The following is a 22,177-nucleotide window of genomic DNA, read 5'->3' as shown; positions in this document are numbered from 1 at the left end:
GCGTCCATGTCCAAATACGGTTTCAGTGGCTCATTGTCCGAACCTATTTGATAACTTTCATCGGCCTTGTAACGGTGCAGGGAGTACCTGTCCTCGTAGGTGAAAATACCAACGGTTTTTATTCCAATCTCTACACAGGCCCTAAAAATGCGGATGGCAATTTCACCCCTGTTGGCAACTAATACCTTTTTAATTTTCATTTAATATTTTATGATTTTAGCTTTAGTATAACTAGCGAAATATTCTGTGTGGTAGCTCTAATGTTTACTTAAACTATTAGACTTTTTTTTCAAAAAATATAGACTATCAACTTTCTAAATTTTCAAGCTTTTTATTCTTTAACTAGGTTATTAATAATATTCTTCAATGAACTCGATAACTTCAACGCTTCCCTTATGCGTGAAAACTTGCAAACTTTAAAAAACATATTTATACCTAGTATCCAGTAATAAAAATTTATGATATGAAAATTTGAGCATATTACCCTTTATTCCTTTATATACAGTGTTTGGAGTAACAAATTACGGATTTGCAACCGTTGAAAAAATAAAATACCATGCCCAAATTTCCATTAAATAGATGTTAAAGTTAGATATTGAAATATTCAAATCACTGATTTCATGACCACTAAATTCTTAGTAAAGATGCCTTAATGAACATGTTGAACCAAATACTAATTTTTCATATGCCATAACTATAAGTTATTACAAAAAAATAAAAAAACAGGCGATAAATTGAATTGATAAGCTCTTCCTTTAGCCCGAAGCTTTTTGCATTAAATATAAATAAGAGACCTGCCTTCCAGTTTGTTTGCAACAGACCATTTATCTCTTAGGTAAGGCTGAGCAGTGGTTTACAAAGAATCCTATTAAATTAATTAATAAAATTTAGAAGAATGTGGTCGATGAGAAAACCAATACAAAATAAATCCTTAAAAAATTAAAGAATACCTCAACACTTACATTAAGAAAACTAGAAACTTGCTTTATTTCATTTAGTGAATGAATAAATTTTTGTTGATACTACAATTTTAATCTATATTCATTTCATCAAAATGTTCAAATTCTGATTTTTGAGAGGCTTTTATTGAGAATATTGTTTTCGAACAGATTTTAGCAACAATAATGTTATGATAACCTTAATTAAACATATTTTGGAAAATGAAGCTTTAGTTTTAGAGCAATAATTTTTTAATAATTATACAAATTGAAGTCAAGTAACACACATAGTGAATCGACTAGCGTTCTTTCGAAAAAAGATAGCCATGCTATTTTCGAGGGTGTGTTCAAATTGTATTATGATAGATTGCTTCACTTTGCATGGCACTATTTGTCGAATAGAGAAGATGCTCAAGAAATCATTCAGGAAGTATTTCTAAAATTCTGGCAGAACATTGAGGGAAGGGGTGACATTACAAATTTAAATAGCTACCTTTTTAAAATGACTAAGAATGCCTGTTTGGATAAAATTAAACACAAAAAGGTGGTTGAAAATTTTGCCCTGCAAAAAAGGAAAGAAATCAACCAGCGCTTCATTAATGATGAAGCAGCCTACCTTTTACTGGAGAACGAACTTGAAAAGATTATTAAAGATGGAATTGATTCTTTACCCCCAAAATGCAAAGAAGTTTTTCTAAAAAGCCGATTTGAAGGACTAAAAAACAGAGAAATAGCTCAAGATTTATCTATTTCCAAGAAGACGGTCGATAATCATATAAACAAGGGGTTAAGTATCTTAAGAATACATTTAAAAGAATTCATTGCGATTTTCCTATTCCTAAGTACTCACCTTTAGAAAATCAAACATAATTCTAAGATTAATTCATCATTATAAAGTTCTTTTTAATCCAAGGTATGTCTTCTTCAATAGCCGATTGCAATTCAAATATTAGTGTCCGTATGTATTGGATTCATTAAATAAGTAGCAGCGTATGGTAGTCTACTTTCCTATATTAATATTTAATTCTTCTTCATCACTTAACTATGTGGCGAGCGTCTCCCAATAATTTTTTACTATAAAAGACTATAACCTACAAATACCATCTATTGCTAATTCTCCGCACAAAGATGTTATAGGTCACTTCTAGACTTTTATGATTAAATAGCGTGCATAAAAATAATTATTCAAATTAATGATAAGGTGACTAGGTATAATTCAACTCTTAATCGTCTTATTAATAACATACCTTTTATGAAAGACGAAAAACTTATAAAATATTTAGAGGGCACACTGTCACCTAAGACCATAGAAGAGGTAGAAGAATGGATACTTTTATCAGAGGAAAATACAAAACGGTTCAATATTATAAAAGCTGAGTACATTTTGTCATCCTTAAAGAAAGTCAAAACTTCTGTAAATATTGATGAGAAATACAAGTCTTTCAAACAAAATAATATTGATAAAAAAGGTCAGTTTAAAGAGCTTTACAAGTATGCCGCGGCAATCGTAATACTGATAACTACAGCAGTTATTTTGTTCACTTACGAAGATAAGGAAGTGCTAATACCGGATGGCGCGATTACTTTAGAACTTGAGGATGGTACGTTAAAAATCTTGAATCCAGAAAATTCTTTCTCGATTAAGGATAAAAGCGGTGAAATTATATCCCAACAAAAAGGAAATCAACTCATTTATTCTAATGCTAATAGTACTAGCCAATTAGTATACAATACCTTATCTGTTCCCAATGGCAAAACTTTCGAGCTTATCTTATCTGATGGAACCAAAGCACATCTAAACGCTGGTTCCACTATTAAATATCCGATGCGCTTTCTTTCAGCAAAACCGAGGGAAATTTTCATAACTGGCGAGACTTTTCTAGATATCTCTAAAGATATCAATAGACCTTTTATAGTAAATACCGATGACTTGAATGTTAGAGTTCTTGGTACAAAATTCAACGTACATGCATATCCTGAAGATAGTGTTACCGAAATTGTTTTGGTCGAAGGATCTGTCGACTTGTACAACGACACGAAGCCTTTTGACGAAAAAAACACTGTTTTACTAGAGCCTGGGCATAAAGCCAGTTATGGTAGAAATAGTAAGGAAATAGATATTCAAGCTGTAGATACCGCGATTTATACGTCTTGGAGAAGTGGAGAACTTGTATTTAGGAATATGACTTTCAATAATATCATCAAAAAATTGGAAAGATTCTACAATCTAAGCATTGTCAATAATAATAGTACTCTTTCTAATACTGTGTTCAATGCAAGTTTTGGTGTTGTTCCAGTTGAGAAAGTTATGCAGGAATTGAAAGAAGTCTATGGTATCGATTATGAAATTATCGATGGAACAATTATTATCAAGGAACAGCAGAAAAATCAATAAAACTAAAAAATCGCCAATGAATTGAACGAGATATAAGTAAATCAAGAATCAGTATTTGTCTAAAAATAAAAAATCGGAAAATGGTGACACATTTCCCGATTAGAATACATGATTAAACAAGAAGTTTAACCAAACAAACACTATAAAGTTATGAAAAAACCGCTTACATTAAAAAGACGGTCCTTTCCATTATTTAAAATCAATTTAAAAATGAAATTAAGTGTGCTTTTTATTGCATTGACATTTTTCACAATGCAAGCGAATGACACCTATGGACAAGTTGCCAAAGTATCGTTAAACGTAGTCAACGAAACCGTACTCAACCTAATAGAAGAAATTGAAAGTACTACTGAATTCCGATTTATATATAGGAAAAAAGATGTAGACCTCACTAGAAAATTATCCTTAAAGGCCAGTGAAGAGCCGTTAGCAAAAGTTCTGGGAAATATCTTCCAGAATACGGCTACCACTTTTAAAATAAAGGACAGAAGAGTGTATCTGGTAGCACAGTCAAAACAGAGAAAACAAGCAACCAATTCTAATCTGGATATTACTCCGGATACTATGGCCGAAATTCAGAGAACAATCACTGGTACTGTGGCAGATCAAGATGGCACGCCATTACCAGGAGCTAGTATTGTTGTTAAAGGTACTACGAATGGAACCCAAACCGATTTTGACGGAAACTTTTCCATAGACGTGGCCAATGAAAATGCCACATTGATAATTTCTTACATTGGTTTTTCTACTCAGGAGATACCTCTAGAAGCAAGAACAACACTGAGCATTGTTTTGAATGAAGATTCAGCGCAGTTGGAGGAAGTGGTCCTAGTAGGATATGGCAAATTAAGTCGGGAGAATTTAACTGGTGCTGTGAGCTCAGTAAACTCCGATAAAATCGATGCCTTTCCAGCGGCGAGTGTGGAACAGAGTCTTGCTGGTAAGCTGCCTGGCGTTCAATTATCACAAAGTTCGGGACAACCTGGTGCAGGAATCAGTGTTAGGGTAAGAGGTATTACCTCTATTTCTGGAGGAAATGAACCTTTATATGTGATAGATGGGGTTCCTTTCTTTAATAGTGACGTAAGAGGTCTGAACGGAATTTCTTCAATCAACCCAAATGATATAGAATCCATTCAGGTATTGAAAGATGCTTCTTCAACAGCTATTTATGGGTCAAGAGGAGCAAACGGTGTTGTCCTGGTGACCACCAAAACCGGAAAAGCAGGTGCTAAACCCTCGATTGTGTATAGTACTTGGTTGAGCACTAGAAGAGTCAGAAAAAAATTGAATTTAATGAACGGAGATGAATTTCTGGATTTTCAGCGGCAGTTCTTTGAGAATTCAGGTTCTCCACTACCTGATGAGATAGCCCAGATTCAGAATAGCAATACGGATTGGCAGGATGAAGTGTTTAGAAATGGGGTAGCGACTAATCATAATATAAGTATGTCCGGTGGAAATGAAAACACCCAATATTATGTATCATTGAATTCTTTGAACGAGCAGGGAATTATTCTGAATAGTGATTTCAAACGACTTTCATTTAGAACGAATCTTGATGCTAAATTGAATAATACCTTTTCCATTAAGACTTCGATAACAGGGTCAAACTCCGTTCAAAACGGCTTTTCCGAGGCTGAGAACAATAATACGAACAGTTTCCTAACCAGTGGGGTTGGATCAGTATTACTGGCATTGCCCACTGAGCCCGTTCTGGATTCAGATGGGAATTTTAGTAACATATTTCCATATGATTTTGCTAATCAAGTAGAGAATCCTGTTGGTTATGCTAAACAGATTCTAGACAAAACAACGGTCAAAAGGTTTCTTGGGAATTTTACTTTGGAATCTAAAATAATTGAAGGATTAAACAACTACACCAGATTAGGGGTAGATTACCAAAGTATAAGAGGAGATTCCTATTTTCCCTTGGCTTTGGTACTTGCACCTGGTGGAAGAGCTACAGTGACAAATAGGGAGGTTCTTAATTATGTTGTGGAAAATTACTTTGATTATGAAGTAGATATCACCCCTGACCTTAATATGAAAGCTGTACTTGGTGGTTCACTTCAAAAGGAATCTGGTCAATCAATTTTTGTTCAAAGTTCTGGTTTCTTCTCAGACGAACTTACTAATAATGCGATTCAAGCCGGTGCATCTATCGCAGTTCCTGTTACTAACAACATAGACCAAAGTATTGCTTCGGCCTTTGGAAGAATTAACTTAATATATAAGGACAAATATCTTTTTGGTGCGAGTGTTCGTAGTGATGGAGCCTCAGTATTTAGTGAATCCAATAAGGTTGCTACGTTTCCGTCATTATCAGCTGGTTGGAAAATCTCCAATGAAGGATTCATCGGCGAGGATTCCAAAATTTCAAATCTTAAGCTTAGAGCTAGTTGGGGTAAATCAGGAAACCCTGGTATTCAACCCTACCAGTCCTTACCACTAGGGATAATTGTCACAACCAGTCAAGGTGCAGGAACGGGGCTCTCAACAGGTTTAGCTCCAAACTTGCCAAATAGAACCCTAACTTGGGAAACTACTACGCAAACGAATCTAGGGCTTGATTTTGCCATGTTCGATTCAAGATTAAGAATGTCCCTTGACTATTATATTAAAGATACGGAGGACGCACTTACTTCGGTCCAACTCCCACCCTCTGGAGGATTTGCCACTATAATCGACAATGTAGGGGCTGTTCAGAATAAAGGTATCGAGCTTGCGCTAGGCGGAACCTTAGTCGATAAAGAGGATTTCAGCGTTTCGGTAGATTTTAATATTTCGAAGAACTCCAATGAGGTAATTCAACTTAAGGATAATCAAGATTTAGTTTCGGAGTTCACCTTTGCGCAAACTGCGGATGCTGTTGGTGGAGTATCAAGTGTTGCAAGAGTTGGTGAACAACTTGGAGCTTTCCTAGGGTTTAAGTTTACTGGTTTTGATGCTAATGGAGAACCTGAATATGAGGATTTCAATAATGATGGAAATTTAGACGATGACGATAAAGTAATCATTGGAAACCCGATTCCTGAAATATTGTATGGGTTCAACAGTACTATAAGGTATAAGAATCTAAATTTCAATATGGATTGGCAAGGTGTTGCTAATGTAGATATCCTGAATATTGGGCAATTCAATCTTACATCACCTAACAATGAATACAACCGACTTGCAGATATTTATGATTTTTATCCTAATGTCAATCAAAGTTCACTACATAGGATTTCTGATCGATATGTCGAGAACGGCTCTTACTTAAGATTACGTAATGTTAAGATTGGATATACCATTCCTCTATCAGGTTTCATTTTCGAAAATGTTAATTTCTTCGTAAGTGGGCAAAATTTAGTAACCATTACCGATTACAAAGGATTTGATCCCGATGTCAATTCGTTAAGCGGAAATGATATAAAGCAAGGAGTCGATTTAGCGGCTTACCCTGCCGCCACATCTTTCACGTTAGGTTTAAGTGTAAAATTTTAATAAAGAAAAAATGAAAAAATATATAATTATTTCAGTTACTATTTTCCTATTTTTTTCATGTGAGAAAATGGAATTTATACAAGAGGATCCAAACAGTGATTTTATTTTGCTCAACATTGATGACAACTCTTTAGAAGCCATAATCAATGGCGCATATGAGCCATTGACTAGAAGTCGTGGTAGGTTATGGGAATCTGTATATAGCACATTTTTAGACCAATGCACGGAATATTCATATTCCAGGCTATCATTGTTTAACGACATTGCTCTTTACGATTTTAATCTTCTTAGTGCCGGTTTCAACGGCACTATGTGGACCTCTTTTTATGAGTCTATAGGAAGAGCAAATTTTATTATTGACAACCTTGAAAGTAATACAACACTTTCAGAATCAGTTAAGAACGCTGCAATTGGCGAAGCACGCTTTATAAGGGCTATTTGTTATTACAGCTTGGTAAGGACCTATGGGAGCGTTCCTTTGCGTGTGACCCCTATCGAGAACGCCAATGAAATAGAATTGGAGAGCTCCAATATAGCTGATATTTATCTACAAATCATCGAGGATTTTAGTTTTGCGGAAACTAATTTACCTGATGTCATAGCCGCAGGTAAGGAAGGTAGAGCTACCGCAGGTGCAGCAAAAGTTGCTTTGGCAGATGTGTATCTAACGCAAGGTAATTTTGCGGATGCCAGAACAAAGGCAAAGGAAGTTATCGATAACAAGGTAACTTACGGGTATGAGCTAGTATCATCATTGGACTTACTATTCTCACCAACCTCACCTACGAATACCGAGGAAGTATTTGCGTTGAAATTTGCGCAGCTTGCAGGACAAGGAAGCTTCCTTCCAGCCTACGCTGCGGATTCTAGGGCGCAGGCCGCAGGTATTGCCTCTAATGGAAACTCATTTATTCATACTTACAATACTAGTCCTTTTATTTCCGGATGGGACACTGAGGACCTTAGAAGAGGTTTTAATCTATATGACGAGATTGAAATTGATGGCGAAGTGTTACCTGCAAATATTCCTGTAGCCGCATCTAACAGTATTCCAGGAGACTTTTTTTATGGAAAATATCAGGATGCAGATTCCCCAGCCAGTACAGGTGCTGGAAACGATTTTTATTTGTACCGCTATGCCGATGCCCTATTGATTTTTGCTGAAGCCGAAAATCAAGTGAACGGTCCGACTACTCTTGCTTACAACGCCGTAAATCAAATTAGGAGAAGGGGTTATGGATTGGATATCAATACGGTTTCTGCGACTGCAGATCTTCCAGCAGGATTAAGTCAGACTGAATTTGACGATCTTGTCTTTAGAGAGCGTGGGTACGAATTTTTCTTCGAATGTAAGCGATGGTTCGATCTTAAGCGAACAGATAGATGGGCAACTTTTGCTGTCGCAGCTGGCAAGCCCCAACCGCAATCGGAATATTGGCCTATACCACCAGTGGAATTGGTGAATAACCCTTCTGCCGGTAATTAAGCATTTTTTTCAACTTTATAAAAAGGTGGGCAATCCTGCCCACCTTTTAATTTTCAGTTAATTATGAAATACGCAATATGGATAGTAGTGGTATTAATTTATACCCAAACCAATGCCCAAAAAAAAGTAGATTTATATTTATTGTTAGGTCAGTCTAACATGGCTGGACGGGCAGCGATAAGGGATATTGATTCAACCGCACTTGATAAGGTATTTCTAATTAATGACAAACATGAACAAGAACCTGCAAAAAATCCTCTTAACAGATATTCGACTATACGCAAAGATGATATTGAACTTCAAAGACTAGGGCCAGGATATTCCTTTGGCAAGGAGCTTTCTAAAATGATTAATGATACCATTGTCTTATTTGTGAATGCTAGGGGAGGAACAGAAATCGATAAATTCTCAAAGGGGAATGAGTTCGGACTGTACGAGGCAACATTGAACAGGGTACAAAAAACTTTGAAAAAAAATCCTCATTTTAGTTTAAAAGGAGTTCTCTGGCAACAAGGTGAATCCGATAGAAATCAATCCCAAACCTATCTACCCAAATTAAAGCTATTAATAGCTAATCTGAGGCAGGATCTGGAACATGACGATTTACCTTTCTTCATTGGTGAAATGGGAAAATGGAACAAAAGCTATGATTTAGTGAGGGCAAAACTATTAACGGTTGAGGATGAGATTAATAATGCGTATTTGATAGGTTCTGAAGGGCTAACCAATTTTGATGAACACCATTTTGATAGTCAGTCTCAAGAGGAATTAGGTAGACGATATGCCAACAGCATCTATCAAAATATCTATAAGTTCAGTAAACCGGATATAACCAGAACGGAACGTATACTGAATCAATTAAAGTCGAAAAATAACAGAGCCTTTGTAGTAGCACATCGAGGAGATTGGAGAAATGCCCCTGAAAATTCTGCTCAATCCATTGAAAATTGTATAAAACTAAGTGTTGATTTTGTCGAAATCGATATTGCAATGACAAAGGATAGCGTTCTTGTTCTTCTGCATGATACGACGCTAAATAGAACGACTACCGGGGAAGGTAGGATAATAGACAAGACCTATGAGGAAATAAAAAAACTAAGATTGAAGAATGGAGTGGGTTTTCCAACAGAACAAAAGATACCAACCTTAAGAGAAGCATTAATGATAGCGAATGGAAAAATAATGCTCGATCTCGATATCAAAGGAAACATACCGTTTAATTTAGTGGATAAGGTTTTAAGGGAACAATCGGCCTATAGGAATGTTGCAACCAGATCTTATAGAACTTATCCTGAAGCAGTCGATTATTACGGTAGCAGTTTAGAGGAACTTATTTACTTCCCTAATATTTCCAAGAACGTTGTTGATATCAAAACTTACATCGAGGACTTTGAAAATACAATTAATCCAATGGTATACGTTCCAAAATTCGAAACAGAGGATTCAAATGTTCTTAATTATTTCGAAACAATTATAAATAATAATGATCGCATTTGGGTGCATACGATAACCGCAAGTAGAAGTGGCGGCCACGATGATGAGAAAGCGGTAACTAATTTGGATGGTTCATATGGATGGCTACTTAATAAAGGAGTACGAATGTTTCAAACCGACAGACCAGAACTGCTGATTGAGTATTTAAGAGGTAAAGGCTTACACCCATGAAATACCATATTTTAAGGATTTTGATAACCGCTTCGGTATTGTTGAATATTATCCTCTTGATAAACCCATGCTTATTCTTGAAATGTACTACACAAAATCAAAGAAAAGCGTACAATCGCCAATACTATGATGGTAGAAAAAGTTTATTCGAAATTCTGCCTAAGAATTATACTGACATTCTTTTTTTAGGTAACAGCATTACGGATGGCGTCGAACTACATGAACTATTTGACAATTGCAATGTCAAGAATAGGGGGATTAATGCGGATACCATAGAGGGAATTCAAGAGAGATTAGTTGAAACCTTAAGTGTAACTCCGAGTAAAATATTCTTGCTCATAGGAACAAATGACCTTAAATATCATTCTACATCAAAAATTATAATAGACTATCAAAAGCTTTTAGAAAAAATCAAGGAACTAGCACCGTCATCACGTTTGTTTATACAAAGTATTCTACCTGTGATAGATACCGAATTACGAAGTAATAAGGATATAAACGAAATCAATACTCAATTAAAAAATATCTGTTCTAATTGGGATCATATAGAATTCATAGATCTAACTAGTGCTTTAAAAGACAGCAACGGTCAGCTCGAATCAAAATACACTTATGATGGTTTGCATTTAAACGGTACTGGTTATCTAAAATGGAAAACTGTTATTGAAAAATATTTAAAAATTTAGTTTGTTGAGTTAGTTTGGGGCATAGTCGAAATGGCTATGCCCTTTTTTCAAACTTGGGGACCAAAAAGACTATAAAATGATTTTTCGTTCCAACAAATTCTAAAAAGCATATCTGAATAATTTAGAAGCATTTAATTCATGTCCAAAAAACAAAGAAAAGCAACGGCCTATTGGAAAGAAAACGTTTGGTACCTTTTCATTCTTTTAATCATCTGGTTTGCGGTGTCCTTTGGAGCCGGAATTCTCTGTAAAGAGGCATTAGATACCGTTCGAATAGGAGGCTTCAAACTTGGTTTTTGGTTTGCGCAGCAAGGATCTATTTACGTTTTTGTGATATTAATTTTCGTCTACGTTCGGTTAATGAATAGGCTGGACAAGAAATATGGATACGACGAATGATGGGTCCCGTTAGGTTTATCAGGCAATAACATCAATGAATATCAAAATACCAATGGACAGCAATATTATGAAAAGTATCTGGTCGCCAGAATCAATAACTAAGAAATAATTTATGACAGTACAAACATGGACCTATATCTTGGTCGGAATTACTTTCACGCTTTATATCGGTATAGCGATATGGTCCAGAGCCGGGTCTACTAAAGAATTTTATGTTGCAGGAGGAGGGGTTTCCCCACTTGCCAATGGAATGGCAACAGCCGCGGATTGGATGTCCGCAGCTTCCTTCATCTCCATGGCCGGAATAATCTCGTTTGCCGGTTATGACGGATCTGTATACTTGATGGGATGGACTGGGGGCTATGTACTTCTAGCATTATTATTGGCACCTTACCTTAGGAAATTCGGAAAGTTTACTGTACCTGATTTTATTGGGGACAGATATTACTCTAAAACAGCTAGGATTGTAGCCGTTTTCTGTGCATTGTTAGTTTCTTTCACCTATGTAGCCGGGCAAATGCGTGGCGTAGGCCTTGTCTTTTCAAGATTCTTAGAGGTGGACATTAATACAGGTGTCATCATAGGGATGATTATTGTCTTATTCTATGCAGTTTTAGGCGGAATGAAAGGTATTACCTATACTCAAGTGGCACAGTACTGTGTACTGATTTTTGCATTTATGGTTCCTGCTATATTTATTTCAATTCAAATGACAGGAAATCCAATTCCGCAGCTAGGTATGGGCTCAACATTGAACGATGGTTCAGGAATTTTTTTATTGGATAAATTGGACGGACTCTCTACCGAATTGGGCTTCACCGAGTATACAGATGGTTCTAAATCAATGACAGACATTTTTGCCATTACTCTGGCATTGATGGTAGGTACCGCAGGATTACCGCATGTCATCGTTCGTTTTTTTACTGTAAAACGAGTTAGAGATGCCAGGAAATCTGCAGGTTGGGCCTTAGTTCTCATCGCTATTCTATATACCACGGCACCTGCAATAGCGGTTTTCGCCAGAACGAATATAATCAACACGGTAAGCAATCAACCCTATGCAGATATGCCCAAGTGGTTTTCAACTTGGGAAAAAACAGAACTTATCAAATTCAACGATAAAAACGGAGATGGTAAAATAAAATATGTGGCCGATAAAAACTTAAACGAGCTCACGATTGATAACGATATTATGGTCTTGGCAAATCCAGAAATCGCAAACCTTCCCGCATGGGTAATCGCTTTGGTGGCCGCGGGTAGTCTTGCGGCGGCACTATCCACTGCGGCTGGCCTATTACTGGTAATATCGGCATCGGTTTCACATGATTTGATAAAAAAAATAATTAAACCTAATATTTCTGAAAAGGGAGAGCTTTGGGCGGCTAGAGGTGCCGCAACAGTAGCTGTGGTAATCGCAGGTTATTTTGGTATTGACCCTCCCGGTTTTGTCGCGGCGGTAGTGGCGCTGGCTTTCGGACTAGCAGCTGCATCATTTTTTCCCGCAATCGTACTAGGGATTTTTTATAAGAAAATGAACAAAGAAGGTGCTATCTCAGGAATGATAGTTGGCATTCTCCTCATGCTTTTCTATATGCTCAAGTTTAAATTCGGAATTTTTGATGGAGGAAAAGAAGCGGTAGTGGGGCTAAAAGAAGATTGGTGGTTCGGTATTTCACCAGAGGGATTCGGAACGGTGGCAATGATTGTAAATTTTGTAGTATCCATTCTAATCATGAAATTAACTCCCCCAACACCACAGAGTGTTCAAGATATTGTTGAAGTTATCCGTATACCGAGTGGGGCCGGAAATTCAACTGGGCACTAAAAGTAGGTAAACGAAAAACAGAATTATTTAGTAGAGCAAAATGTTTTATTATATTCTATAGGTTACCATAAACCACTTCGATAAGTTCAAAAAAATCTTACCCAATGAGTAATTACCATATAAAACATTTAGAAGAGTACTATCAAGTATACCGCAAATCGGTCAGAAACCCAGAATCCTTTTGGGAAGAAATAGCTGAGGAACATTTTGTTTGGCGCAAAAGGTGGAACAACGTCTTGAGCTGGGATTTCTCCAAACCTGAGGTAAAGTGGTTCGAAGGCGCACAGTTGAATATTACTGAAAATTGTCTAAATCGGCATTTACCGACGCGAGGCAACAAAACAGCTATACTTTTTGAGCCTAATGACCCAAAAGAAGAAGCAGAACACATCACCTATCGTCAGTTACATGAACGGGTCTGTAGAATGGCGAACGTACTGTTGGAAAAAGGTATTAAAAAGGGAGACCGTGTTTGTATATATCTACCTATGATTCCGGAGCTCGCGGTATCCGTTTTAGCCTGTGCACGTATCGGTGCCATACATTCGGTCGTTTTCGCGGGATTTTCGGCAAACGCACTGTCTACGCGTATCAAAGATTCGGACTGCAAGATGGTCATTACCTCTGATGGATCTTTTAGAGGTGCGAAAACTATCGATTTAAAAGGAATCGTAGATAAGGCGCTTGAAGATTGCCCTGGTGTAAATACTGTATTGGTCGCAAAAAGAATCAATAGTACTATTGCCATGAAAGAAGGTAGGGATGAATGGCTGCAACCTCTATTGGATGATGCCTACGCCGACCATGTTGCTGAGATAATGAATGCGGAAGACCCTTTGTTCATCCTTTATACTTCCGGGTCTACCGGAAAACCAAAAGGGATGGTGCATACAACCGCAGGTTATATGGTGTATACGGCATATACGTTTAAAAATGTTTTTCAGTACAAAGAACAGGATGTATACTGGTGTACAGCGGATATAGGCTGGATTACCGGTCACTCCTATATTGTTTACGGACCTCTAGCCAACGGAGCTACAACGGTAATGTTCGAAGGTGTCCCCTCCTACCCTGATTTTGGAAGGTTTTGGGAAGTAGTCCAAAAACACAAGGTTACCCAGTTTTATACCGCACCGACTGCCATACGGGCACTAGCCAAGGAGAATCTGGATTTTGTAGAGAAATACGACTTGTCCAGTCTAAAAGTTCTAGGTTCGGTCGGGGAACCTATTAATGAAGAAGCATGGCACTGGTACAATAACAATGTTGGGAAGAAAAACAGTCCTATTGTAGATACATGGTGGCAAACAGAGACTGGCGGTATCATGATAACACCTATACCCTATGTAACACCAACGACCCCTACCTATGCCACACTACCCTTTATTGGTATACAACCTGCACTAATGGATGAGCATGCGCAGGAAATCAAAGGCAACCAAGTAGACGGTAGGCTTTGCATTAAATTCCCATGGCCTTCCATGGCACGTACGATATGGGGTAATCATGAACGCTACAGAGACACCTATTTTTCAGCTTATGAAAACATGTATTTCACCGGTGATGGTGCCCTAAGGGATGCCGTTGGTTATTATCGGATTACCGGACGCGTAGATGATGTCATTATTGTATCAGGTCATAATCTGGGAACAGCACCGATAGAAGATTCCATCAACGAACACCCGGCTGTGGCGGAATCTGCAATTGTTGGGTTTCCGCATGACGTTAAGGGAAATGCACTTTATGGTTATGTGATTTTAAAGGAAATAGGAGAAGATAGAAATAGGGATAACCTTAGGAAAGAAATCAACCAACAAATAACGGAACAGATAGGGCCTATTGCCAAGCTCGATAAAATTCAATTCGTGCCAGGGTTACCTAAGACCCGAAGTGGTAAAATCATGCGCCGTATTCTACGCAAAATAGCCAGTAAGGATACTTCCAACCTAGGAGATACGAGCACACTTTTAAACCCGGAAGTGGTCAAAGCGATTATAGATAATTCATTATAGCTTCGTCAATCTCAAAATGTATTACAAAGTAACAGTAGTCTGTTATTTTTAATAGGTTATTATCTTATAGACGATATTGTTTTCAATGTTTCCCTCACCAGCGATTCTAATTGGTCAAAAGAGTTATTGTACAATATTTCTCTAGAAATCAACTGGGACCCTAAGCCAACACAAGTGACCCCAGCATCGAACCAGCCCTTCAGATTGGATTTCTCTGTGCTTACACCCCCTGTAGGCATAATAGATGTCCAAGGTTGAGGGCCAAGGATAGCCTTTACAAAATTGGGGCCGTACGTTGCTCCCGGAAAAAGTTTTACTACTTCACAGCCCAGCTCTTCTGCTCTGTTTATCTCAGTCAAGGAACCGCAACCTGGTGACCATAGTACTTTTCTTCGATTACAGACGATTGCGATATCCTCGCGTAAAGAAGGGGTCACAATAAAATTTGCTCCCATCTGCATGTACAATGAAGCGGATGCCGAATCAGTGATAGAGCCAACACCCATAATCATTTCTGGAAGTGCCTTGTTCGCGTATTTGTTTAATTCGGAAAACACTTCGAAAGCGTGATCGCCACGAGCAGTAAATTCCATCAATCGTGCACCTCCCATATAACAAGCTTTAATTACTTTTTTTCCTAATTCTATATCCGGGTGATAAAATAGAGGCACCATACCTTTATCCCTCATTACACTTGCAACCTCAATTCTTGAAAATTTCGCCATTTGATTCTTTTTTTATCGTGCAACCCTGCCAGAGGCATCACCACCCATTAATTTTTCGATTTCACTTATAGTTGCCAAGTTTGCATCTCCCTTGATGGTATGTTTTAGACATGATGCCGCTACGGCAAAATCAAGAGCGTGTTGGTCGTTATCAGGGAAGGTCAACAAACCATAAATTAAGCCACCCATGAAGGAATCACCTCCACCTACTCTATCCACGATATCGGTGATTTGATACTGTTGGGTCTCAAATAGTCTTTTCCCATCGTACAAAACTCCTGCCCAAGTATTATGTGATGCAGATATGGAACCTCGTAAAGTGGTTATTACCTTTTTAGCATTTGGAAATTTTGACATCATTTGTTGGCAAACTGAACGAAATGCTTCTGCTTTAATATTATGTCCTTCTGTCTGAACATGTAATCCATCTGGTTTGATACCAAAATGCATCTCAGCGTCTTCTTCGTTTCCAAGAATAATATGACAATACGATGTAAGTTCGGTCATAATTCTTTCTCTATGGGTGGCATCACAGTAGTTCCATAACTTAGCCCTGTAATTGAGGTCTGTGGATATCATTATACCCCGAGAACTTGCAACTTTTAAGGCTTCTAAACAGACATCGGCCGCTCCTTGGGATATGGCGGGCGTTATTCCGGTCCAATGAAACCATTCTATACCATCAAAGACCGTTTCCCAATCTATCATTCCGGATTCTATTTCCGCAATTGCCGAATGGGCCCTGTCATAGACCACTTTCGAACCTCTACTTACGGCCCCGGTTTCCAAAAAGTAAATTCCTAAACGATCACCACCGTAAATTATATTGTTGGTACCAACTCCTCTTTTCCGCATTTCCATCATAGCACATTCCCCGATATCGTTTTTCGGTAGGCGTGTCACGAAGTCTACAGGAATACCATAGTTTGCCAAAGAAACAGCCACATTGGATTCACCTCCTCCATAAATGGCATCAAAACTATTCGTTTGTGAAAATCTTAAAAATCCAGGAGGTGCTAATCTTAACATGATCTCTCCAAATGTTACTACTTTTTTATCCATATTTTACAGGTTTAATTTTAGTCTATCGCTCCAAATAACTTTGGGAGATATAATGTGATTTCTGGCATATATGTTATTAACATTAACATGGCAACCATCATTGCCAAAAAAGGCAGAATGGGTTTGATTACTTCGGTAATTTCAATTTTTGCCACACCACTTCCAACGAATAGCAAAGTGCCCACGGGAGGTGTGCACAAACCAATACACAGGTTGATTACCATAATGATTCCAAAATGTACAGGATGAATACCCATGCCTGTCACTATTGGCAAAAAAATAGGCGTAAATATCAATACGGCAGGGGTAATATCCATAAACGTTCCCACTATTAATAAAATGATATTTATAAGTAGCAATATGACAATTGGATTGTCAAAACTGCCTAGTATACTTTCAGAAATTAATTCGGGAACACTATTAAATGCAAACAACCAAGACAATGCCATTGAAGTACATATCAGGAACATTACGATTGCCGTGGTTTTAGCACTTGATAAAATGATGTCGGGCAATATTTTAAAATTAATCTGTCTATAGAAAAAACCTAAAAGCAATGCATAAATTACAGCGATGACAGCCCCCTCAGTGGCCGTAAACACCCCTATGACTATACCCCCTACCACAATAACGATCATGAGTAGGCTGAGGAATGCACGTGAAAAATCTTTAATCAATTTCCTGAACCTTACGCGATCCCTTTTGGGAAATTTGTGTTTAACCGCAAAATAACCAGCAACTATCATGAGCCCAAGGCCAAGTAACATGCCGGGGATATATCCCGCAAGAAATAGTGCTTCTACCGAAGCCGCCCCGCCACTTGCCAAAGCAAATACAATCAATATATTACTTGGCGGGATGACCAATCCTACCGTGGAGGCCGTAATATTGACCGAAGCGCTAAAGGGCTTACCGTAGCCTTCGGTATCCATGCGTTTACTCAAAATACCTCCAATAGCGGATGCTGAAGCCACTGCAGAACCTGATACTGCGCCGAAGAACATGGCCGATAAGATATTTACATACAATAACCCTCCAGGCAAACTACCTACCAAAGATTTTGAAAAGTCTATTAATCTATTGGCTATACCTCCCCTATTCATTATGTCTCCTGCCAATATAAAAAAAGGAATGGCCAATAGCGCAAAGCTGTCTATCCCTGTTGTCATCTGTTGCATGATCGTAGTCACGGAAGGTAACAGTGGAAGGTAGAAGAGTAAGGTAAGTGTCGTAGCAATACCCACACTATACGCCACAGGTACTTTTAACAGTAACAAAATAAATAGTACCACGAAGAGAAAAAGAATACCTGCTAAAGCCATAATTATAAATTCATTTTTAAGGTATCTTGGCCTTTATCCGATGTGCCGACATTCGTAGATTTAAGTAAATGTGAAAAATGATAGCAGCTATAAAAAATAATAATCAGACCACTTATGGGTACCACACTATAGACGTAACCGATGGGAATGTTTAATGCCGGGGATATCTGGCCAAGTTTCAAGGTTATGTACATAAGGTTAATGCCACCTATAACCATGATGGTCAATGCGAACAATATTATAGCGATTTCTATTAACAAACTCAGATATAGCTGCTTTTTTAAACTCAATTTATTATATAGATAATCAATGGACATTTGACCCTTATAGCTCCTTACATAGGCCGTACCCAAAATGGCTAACCATATTAATAGATATCTCGCCAATTCCTCAGTAAAGGCATTTGGTTTACCGATGCTATAGCGTGCGAATACCTGCCATACCACATCGAGTACCAGGACACTAAAAATGATGACCAGCAAGGTCTTTAGCGTATTGCTTACGATTGAAAATATTCTTTCCATAACTTAAATATTAGTGCTTTTGAAATTCAAGAAAACTCTTAGTTATTTATATACTATTCCAATCTTTCAATTGCTTCCACAAGGATTTTCATTTGTCCGTCCTTTATAAATTCTTCCTTGATATTATTTGTTTTCTTTTCGAACATGGCTTTATCTGGAGTAATAAATTGGACACCGGACGCCTTCAAAATTTCCATACTTTCCTCTTCTGAGGATTTCCAGAATTTCTTTTGGTCCTTTGCTGATAATTTAGCCGCCCTGAACACCCATGCTTGTTCCTGCGCTGTTAATCGGTTTAAAAATTTAGTACTCATCAATACCACGTCCGGCACGTAGCTATGCGCATCAAGACTATAGTACTTACAGATTTCGAAATGACGTGAAGTAACGAATGATGGGGCGTTATTCTCAGCTCCGTTCACTACCCCCTGCTGTAAAGCGGTATATAATTCTCCAAAGGACATGGGGGTAGGTGAGCCTCCTAAGGACTCCACCATTGCTACGGACATTTTATCACTCATAACTCTTATTTTCATTCCTTCTAAATCCTTTGGCTGTTCAATAAACCTGCTTTTAGTATAAAAACTGCGGCTACCAGCGTCGTAATAACATAAGCCACGCAGCCAGGAGGATGTACCTTTTTTTAGTAAAAGCTCACCAACTTCACCTTCCAATGCCTTAAAAAGATGATCTTTGTCCTCAAAAAGATACGGTAGTCCCAAGACACGATATTCTGGTACAAAATTCGACATTGCCGCAACACTTACCTTGGTCATGGATATACTGCCAATCTGCAATAACTCCAGTACTTCACGTTCCGAACCTATTTGGCCGTTAGCATAAATTTTTAATGTTAGTTTTCCCTTGGAAATTTCTTCCAAATGGTTTTTAAAAGATACCACACCCTTATGTACCGGATGACTAATCGGAAGGTTATGCGCAAAAGTGAGTGTCTTTTCCGCATCCTCCGGTTTGCAGGATACAAGCGTTACCATACCTACTATTAGTAGTAGGATTATTAATTCTTGGATGATGTACCTATGATTCAAAATCAAAATATTGTTTTGCGTTATTATAGCAAATGTCTTTGACCAACTGACCGAAAAAAGGCAAATCATTTGGTAATTCACCTTTTGTTATGGCATTTCCTAAAAAATTACAAAGGATGCGTCTAAAATATTCATGTCTCGGAAATGATAGGAAGCTTCTGCTATCCGTCAGCATACCTACAAACCGACTCAACAATCCAATATTGGCCAAAGAGGTCAATTGCTTTTCCATTCCATCCTTTTGGTCCAAATACCACCAACCAGATCCCCATTGCATTTTGCCCGGCGTTCCACCTGTATTATAATTACCCATCATAGTGGCGAATACCTCATTATGCGAGGGGTTTAAATTATAGGTAATGGTCTTAGCAAGTTTACGTTCGGAATCCAATATTCCAAATAGTCTAGACATGGGTTCTGCAAAGCAATAATCACTTATGGAATCACAACCTACATCGGCACCGATATCATTCAGCAACCTTATGTTATTATTTCTGATGGCTCCCAAGTGATATTGCTGCGTCCAGTTCTTATCGTGGTATCTTTTTCCAAGATGAAAAAAAAGGAAGCTTCTATACTGGTTAATTTCCGTAAAAGATAGTTTTTCATTCTTAAGACGCTTCTTAAAAATTAGGTCTACCTGGTTTTCCGTAAAGCACTCTATATGAATTGGTGCCCCGATACCAAAATCGGATAAGCGGCATCCATTACTATGAAAAAAATCAATTCTGGCATCAATAGCCTTTAAAAAATCTGCGAAGTCCACAATTGAAAATCCAATACGAGATTCCAAGTTTTCCAGATAATTTTGAAAAGTCTCCTGCTCTATAAGGAAAAGGTTGTCCGAACGGAATGTGGGAAATACTTTGGTATAGCCATGTGCCTTTGCTAATATCTTATGATGTTCTAGACTATCGGAAGGGTCGTCCGTAGTACATACTACTTCTACCTTCATGTCCTTTAGAAGTTGTCTCGGTGTCTTGTCCTCGAGGATTTCATTTGCTTTTTGATATATTATATCCGAAGAGTTTGGCTGTAAAATAGTGTCTATACCAAAATAACGTGACAGTTCCAAATGGGTCCAATGAAACAATGGATTCCCCACGGTATAGGGTACGGTCTCCGCCCATTTTCCAAATTTTTCTTTATCCGGTGCGTTTCCCGTAATATACTTTTCAGGTATGCCATTGGCCCTCATACCCCTCCATTTATAATGATCTCCCTCTAACCATGCTTCACCTAAGTTCTTGAAAGGATTGTTATCTGAAATCCTTTTTGGTGACAAATGGTTGTGGTAGTCAATGATAGGCATGAGAGCAGCGTAATCATAGTATAGCTTCTTTGCTACTGGTGTTTCCAGTAAAAAATCATTGGTTATGAATGTAGTGGATGTTGTAAAATTCATTGTTCCATGTTTCTGGCGATACCCATTTCCAGACCCCGTAATTCTGCCAACCCCCGTAACCTGCCTATGGCGGAATAGCCTGGATTGGTATTTTTGTTCAGGTCATCGAGCATTTGGTGTCCGTGATCGGGACGCATAGGAATCTTTTTATTTGCAACATCATTAGTTTTTCTGCGTTTTTCCTCAAATAGGATTTCTTTTATTATAGAATACATGTCGACATCACCTTCCAGATGATTGGCTTCGTAAAAATTACCATTGTCATCTCTTTTTGTACTCCTTAAATGGATAAAATGGGTGCGGTCCGCAAAACGTTGTATCATCCGCCTCAAATTATTTTCTGGAATAACACCTAATGATCCTGTGCAGAATGTAATTCCGTTGTTGATGCTGGGCACCTCCTGAAACAAGTGGGCGTAATCCGTCTCTGTGCTTACTACACGAGGAAGGCCGAGAATAGGATAAGGAGGATCGTCCGGATGAATGCACATCAACACTTTATTTTCTTCCGCTACCGGAATGATTTCCTTTAGAAACAATACCAAATGATGTTTGAGCTTCTCCGTATCGATGTTCTTGTAGGTGTCTAATACTTCCTGAAATTTCTCCAAGCTATAGCCTTCCTCCGCCCCTGGCAGACCAGCGATTATATTATTTATTAAATCCAATTTCTCGACCTGAGTAAGGGAATCCAAGAAAATCTTCGCTTTTGCTCTCATATTCTTTGAATAGTTCTCTTCAGCTCCCGGTCTCTTTAACAGATAAAGTTCAAAGGCCGCAAAGGCTATGACATCGAATCGTAAAGCTTTTGACCCATCCTCTATTTCATAGGCCAAATCAGTCCGTGTCCAATCCAGAACAGGCATAAAATTGTAACAGATGGTCCTAATACCACAGCTCGCTAAATTCCTTATGCTAGTTTTATATGCTTCGATAAACGTTTCAAAACCTTCCTTTCTGGTCTTTATCTGCTCATGGACAGGCACGCTCTCCACTACACTCCAAGACAATCCAGCTCTTTCAATGGTATCTTTTCTTTCTTGAATTGCTTCAATCGTCCAAACTTCCCCATTGGGCACATGGTGTAAGGCGGTAACGATACCCGTAGCTCCTGCCTGTTTTATATCCTGTAGGGTTACCGTATCTTTGGGACCGTACCATCGCCATGTTTGTTCCATATTTTATTATTAAATAA

The 22,177-nt window shown here is 38.1% G+C and carries 17 protein-coding genes; 9 read left to right on the top strand and 8 right to left on the bottom strand.

Annotation, left to right across the window (positions count from 1 at the left end; translation table 11 throughout):
* Positions 1-200, bottom strand: a 200-nt coding sequence (locus BFP77_RS13150) for a biotin carboxylase N-terminal domain-containing protein (RefSeq protein ID WP_143751904.1), incomplete at its 3' end; no start/stop codon positions are given.
* A 1,081-nt stretch (positions 201-1,281) separates the two neighbouring features.
* On the opposite strand from BFP77_RS13150, the gene BFP77_RS13145 reads away from it, so the two are divergent.
* From BFP77_RS13145 to acs, 9 genes are all read left to right on the top strand, one after another.
* Positions 1,282-1,794 carry an RNA polymerase sigma-70 factor gene (locus tag BFP77_RS13145; RefSeq protein WP_257212967.1) on the top strand — a complete coding sequence of 171 codons (513 nt, stop codon included), beginning with the start codon at positions 1,282-1,284 and terminating at the stop codon, positions 1,792-1,794.
* A 396-nt stretch (positions 1,795-2,190) separates the two neighbouring features.
* Positions 2,191-3,333: a FecR family protein gene (locus tag BFP77_RS13140; protein WP_099574485.1), complete on the top strand. Its 1,143-nt coding sequence runs from the start codon at positions 2,191-2,193 to the stop codon at positions 3,331-3,333.
* 210 nt (positions 3,334-3,543) lie between these two features.
* Entirely contained in the window at positions 3,544-6,822 is a 3,279-nt protein-coding gene (locus tag BFP77_RS13135) for a SusC/RagA family TonB-linked outer membrane protein (protein WP_218963473.1), read from the top strand.
* A gap of 10 nt (positions 6,823-6,832) precedes the next feature.
* On the top strand, positions 6,833-8,308 hold the full coding sequence (locus BFP77_RS13130) for a RagB/SusD family nutrient uptake outer membrane protein (protein ID WP_099574483.1): 1,476 nt from the start codon (positions 6,833-6,835) through the stop codon (positions 8,306-8,308).
* Between the two features lie 63 nt (positions 8,309-8,371).
* Positions 8,372-9,973 carry a sialate O-acetylesterase gene (locus BFP77_RS13125; RefSeq protein ID WP_099574482.1) on the top strand — a complete coding sequence of 534 codons (1,602 nt, stop codon included), beginning with the start codon at positions 8,372-8,374 and terminating at the stop codon, positions 9,971-9,973.
* A complete protein-coding gene (locus tag BFP77_RS13120) occupies positions 9,970-10,659 on the top strand; it encodes a GDSL-type esterase/lipase family protein (RefSeq protein WP_099574481.1) in 690 nt (229 codons plus the stop codon). Before BFP77_RS13125 ends, BFP77_RS13120 begins: the two co-directional genes overlap by 4 nt.
* A gap of 138 nt (positions 10,660-10,797) precedes the next feature.
* Positions 10,798-11,058, top strand: a complete 261-nt coding sequence (locus BFP77_RS13115) for a DUF4212 domain-containing protein (protein ID WP_099574480.1) — start codon at positions 10,798-10,800, stop codon at positions 11,056-11,058.
* 112 nt (positions 11,059-11,170) lie between these two features.
* Complete coding sequence (locus BFP77_RS13110; protein ID WP_099574479.1) at positions 11,171-12,883, top strand: sodium:solute symporter family protein; 1,713 nt, start codon at positions 11,171-11,173, stop codon at positions 12,881-12,883.
* A gap of 104 nt (positions 12,884-12,987) precedes the next feature.
* Positions 12,988-14,895, top strand: a complete 1,908-nt coding sequence (gene acs, locus BFP77_RS13105; protein ID WP_099574478.1) for an acetate--CoA ligase — start codon at positions 12,988-12,990, stop codon at positions 14,893-14,895.
* 59 nt (positions 14,896-14,954) lie between these two features.
* Here the strand turns inward: acs and BFP77_RS13100 are convergent, their stop codons facing one another.
* Genes BFP77_RS13100 through uxuA form a run of 7 tightly spaced genes read right to left on the bottom strand, consistent with a single transcriptional unit; the run spans position 14,955 to position 22,160 of the window.
* Positions 14,955-15,620 carry a bifunctional 4-hydroxy-2-oxoglutarate aldolase/2-dehydro-3-deoxy-phosphogluconate aldolase gene (locus BFP77_RS13100; protein WP_099574477.1) on the bottom strand — a complete coding sequence of 222 codons (666 nt, stop codon included), beginning with the start codon at positions 15,618-15,620 and terminating at the stop codon, positions 14,955-14,957.
* A 12-nt stretch (positions 15,621-15,632) separates the two neighbouring features.
* Positions 15,633-16,682 carry a sugar kinase gene (locus BFP77_RS13095; protein ID WP_099574476.1) on the bottom strand — a complete coding sequence of 350 codons (1,050 nt, stop codon included), beginning with the start codon at positions 16,680-16,682 and terminating at the stop codon, positions 15,633-15,635.
* A 17-nt stretch (positions 16,683-16,699) separates the two neighbouring features.
* Positions 16,700-18,004, bottom strand: a complete 1,305-nt coding sequence (locus BFP77_RS13090; protein WP_099574475.1) for a TRAP transporter large permease — start codon at positions 18,002-18,004, stop codon at positions 16,700-16,702.
* A gap of 2 nt (positions 18,005-18,006) precedes the next feature.
* Complete coding sequence (locus BFP77_RS13085) at positions 18,007-18,528, bottom strand: TRAP transporter small permease (RefSeq protein WP_099574474.1); 522 nt, start codon at positions 18,526-18,528, stop codon at positions 18,007-18,009.
* Positions 18,529-18,581: 53 nt separating this feature from the next.
* Positions 18,582-19,523 carry a TRAP transporter substrate-binding protein gene (locus tag BFP77_RS13080; RefSeq protein WP_099574497.1) on the bottom strand — a complete coding sequence of 314 codons (942 nt, stop codon included), beginning with the start codon at positions 19,521-19,523 and terminating at the stop codon, positions 18,582-18,584.
* Between the two features lie 43 nt (positions 19,524-19,566).
* The gene (gene uxaC, locus BFP77_RS13075) at positions 19,567-20,982 is read right to left on the bottom strand and encodes a glucuronate isomerase (protein WP_099574473.1); all 1,416 of its coding nucleotides are present in this window, start codon (positions 20,980-20,982) and stop codon (positions 19,567-19,569) included.
* Positions 20,979-22,160 carry a mannonate dehydratase gene (gene uxuA / locus BFP77_RS13070; RefSeq protein WP_099574472.1) on the bottom strand — a complete coding sequence of 394 codons (1,182 nt, stop codon included), beginning with the start codon at positions 22,158-22,160 and terminating at the stop codon, positions 20,979-20,981. Before uxuA ends, uxaC begins: the two co-directional genes overlap by 4 nt.
* Between the last annotated feature and the right edge of the window lie 17 nt (positions 22,161-22,177).

Source organism: Maribacter sp. 4U21 (assembly GCF_002742365.1).
In the GTDB taxonomy this organism is placed as follows: Bacteria; Bacteroidota; Bacteroidia; order Flavobacteriales; family Flavobacteriaceae; genus Maribacter.
The sequence above is the reverse complement of the archived record's forward strand: the minus strand, read 5'-3'. Positions and strand labels throughout refer to the sequence as shown.